The organism is Acinetobacter sp. OYA S30 (assembly GCF_033599315.1).
In the GTDB taxonomy this organism is placed as follows: domain Bacteria; phylum Pseudomonadota; class Gammaproteobacteria; order Pseudomonadales; family Moraxellaceae; genus Acinetobacter; species Acinetobacter baumannii.
In genome coordinates this window covers 1-2,683 of the sequence record NZ_JAWVAV010000089.1, presented here as the reverse complement: position 1 = coordinate 2,683, position 2,683 = coordinate 1, and the positions used below count along the sequence as shown (strand labels likewise).

Genomic DNA, 2,683 nt, shown 5'->3' with positions numbered 1-2,683 from the left:
TCAGAGGTGGGCGTATATTAGGTCGATTTAATAAAAGTGTCAAATAGTTTTCTGAAGAAATATTAAAAAAATCAGTTAAGCGCTTAAAAATAACTCAAATTGTAGAAAATATATACGTTTATAGATATTTTTTATTGGAAAGGCTCAATAATTGTTTTTACCACAGCATGATGTTGTAAGTAGCCGACAATTTCATGAGGTTGGTTGGCAAAAGTAAAAATCTCTTGATTAATAATGGGGGGAGTAAAATTAAAAGGTGCCTCACTTAATGGAAAAGCGGTTAAAAAGTCATCTTTAGAATAAAAGTTATACCAGTCGCCCTTTAAACATTTAGGACGTTCAATGGGAGTGGGGAGTTTGCTTTGTATGACGCGAAAAGAAAGAGGGGATGCTAAGGTAATAAAGCGCTGTACTGAAAACTGATAAGAAGGATCTGATAATAAATGATAGGCAATCACAGAACCCAAAGAGTGGGCGACTACAATACAATCTTCATCATCATGCATTTGTTTTAAAATTCTTTGATGAACCTCATACATAAAATCAGGATTAGATAGGTACATATAAGTTTCAATCAAGAATTGCTGAATTAAACTTTCATGTAATTTTGGAAAATTATTTAAAAGAACCACCATTTCCTTAAGAACGCGATCTTTCACCAACTGTGAAGTTAAATATAAACGCTCTGATAAGCTTTGTGCGGGTTGATCGGGTGAAAGAGGAAGGTGGGGTATAAAAGGAGTATGTTCCTTGGGGGTTGATGGTTGATGATGTAAATGGATGGGTAAATGAAAGTTAAAAGTTTTTGGAAGTAAAGTATTAAGATCAAGTTGATTGGATAATTGATACTTCGTCATTAAATCGCCATAAAATGGCATATGTATATGTAGATCTCTTAAATTAACTCTACAGTGCAATTGTTTTAAGCCCAGTTTAAATACTTTTAGCCAGTGCTCTTTTAAACGATGTGCTGTGTAATTCTGCTGATTCATCCCATGGATAAATATAATTTTCATTGTATACAAGGAATTGTTTTTTAATATAAATTTAAATCTACAACGGTAGATTATATAAAGCCAGTCTCTAAGCAAAAAAAAGTGTAGCTTTTTGCTACACTTTTTAAATTACAAACACTTAAGCTTTATTTCGATAGAAAATAAAGTAGCTGAGATAGCACATGGCAGTAAAAATTAAGCAACCTATAAAGCCAGCACGCATTTCAGGATCTGCCGCCATACTTAAACATGTAATAAAGCAGAAAAGAAAACCTAAAATTGGAACGATAGGAAATAACGGTGCTGCATATTTTAAATCGCTAACCGTATGTCCAGAACGGTACCATTGTCGACGGAAATTGAACTGGCTTAAACAAATGCTCATCCAGACAATAACCATGGTAAAAGCTGCAACACCTAGCAAGTTTTTAAAGATGGTTTCAGGAGCAAATTGTTCTGATAATAAGCCTGGAATTGCGCCGAACATCGTTACAACTAAAGCAACAATAGGTGTTCCGCTTTTTGAAAGTGTTGCAAATACACCCGGAAGGAGTTTTTGCTCCGATAAAGACCACATCATACGTGAAGCTGCATATAATCCCGAGTTTGCGGCTGAGAGTAGTGCAGTAATAATAACAAAACGGATGATGTCATCTGCATATGGAATACCGATGTAATTAAATACGGTAACGAAAGGACTATTACTTACGTTGTCACCACCTAAACCAGCAAGTTGGAAAGGAAGTAATGCACTAATTACAATAATGGTGCCTACAAAGAAAATCAGAAGACGCCAGATTGCAGCATTAATCGCTTTAGGGACATTCTGAGCCGGATCTTTAGTTTCGCCAGCAGCTACGCCAATTAACTCTGTTCCAGAGAAAGCAAAGTTAACAATGAGCATAGTGGTGAAAATAGGAAGAAAACCGTGTGGGAACCAACCTTGGGCAGTTAAATTACTAAACAATGGAGCAGTTTGAGCGCCGTGGAAAGGAATTAAACCAAAAATTGCTAATAATCCAAGCACAATAAAAGCAATGACGGTAATGACCTTAACCAGCGCTAGCCAGAACTCTGACTCGGCAAATACTCGGGTTGAGCTGATATTTAACCCGAAAATAGTTACTGCAAAAATAAGTGTCCAGATCCACATTGAAATTTGTGGAAACCATTCCTGCATAAGTAGAGCAGCGGCGGTAAACTCGGTTCCTAGCGTTGCTGTCCATGTTAGCCAGTACATCCATGAAATCATGTAGCCTGTACTTGGACTAATGTACTTTCGAGCGTATGCACCGAAAGAACCCGAAACGGGCATATGTACAGCCAGCTCGCCTAAACAGAGCATGACCATGTAAGCAATTGCACCCCCAAGAATATAGGCAATAATTGCGCCAATAGGTCCAGTTTGTGAAATGACTTCCCCTGAACCCAAAAATAAACCAGTACCGATTGCTCCACCTAGCGATAACATGACAAGGTGGCGGGTACTCATGGCTCTTTTTAAAGGTGCAGTACTGTTCTGATGCTGAGCATCTAGTTGTTTGTCAGATGGCTGCATATTACACATTGAGAGAATTTGAGAAAGACGCTATTTTAGATAAAATAGACAAATGTGCAATCAAGAAGCAGTCAAAGAATAGACAGGAAGGTGACGATAGAGTCTTTAAAAGGAATTTTTAAAATAGAAA

General features: G+C 37.2%; 2 protein-coding genes. Both read right to left on the bottom strand.

Annotation, left to right across the window (positions count from 1 at the left end):
• Positions 1–131: 131 nt before the first annotated feature.
• Positions 132–1,016 carry a hypothetical protein gene (locus R5R67_RS19100; protein WP_001986587.1) on the bottom strand — a complete coding sequence of 295 codons (885 nt, stop codon included), beginning with the start codon at positions 1,014–1,016 and terminating at the stop codon, positions 132–134.
• A 118-nt stretch (positions 1,017–1,134) separates the two neighbouring features.
• Positions 1,135–2,553 carry an amino acid permease gene (locus R5R67_RS19095; protein WP_001183128.1) on the bottom strand — a complete coding sequence of 473 codons (1,419 nt, stop codon included), beginning with the start codon at positions 2,551–2,553 and terminating at the stop codon, positions 1,135–1,137.
• Positions 2,554–2,683 lie beyond the last annotated feature (130 nt).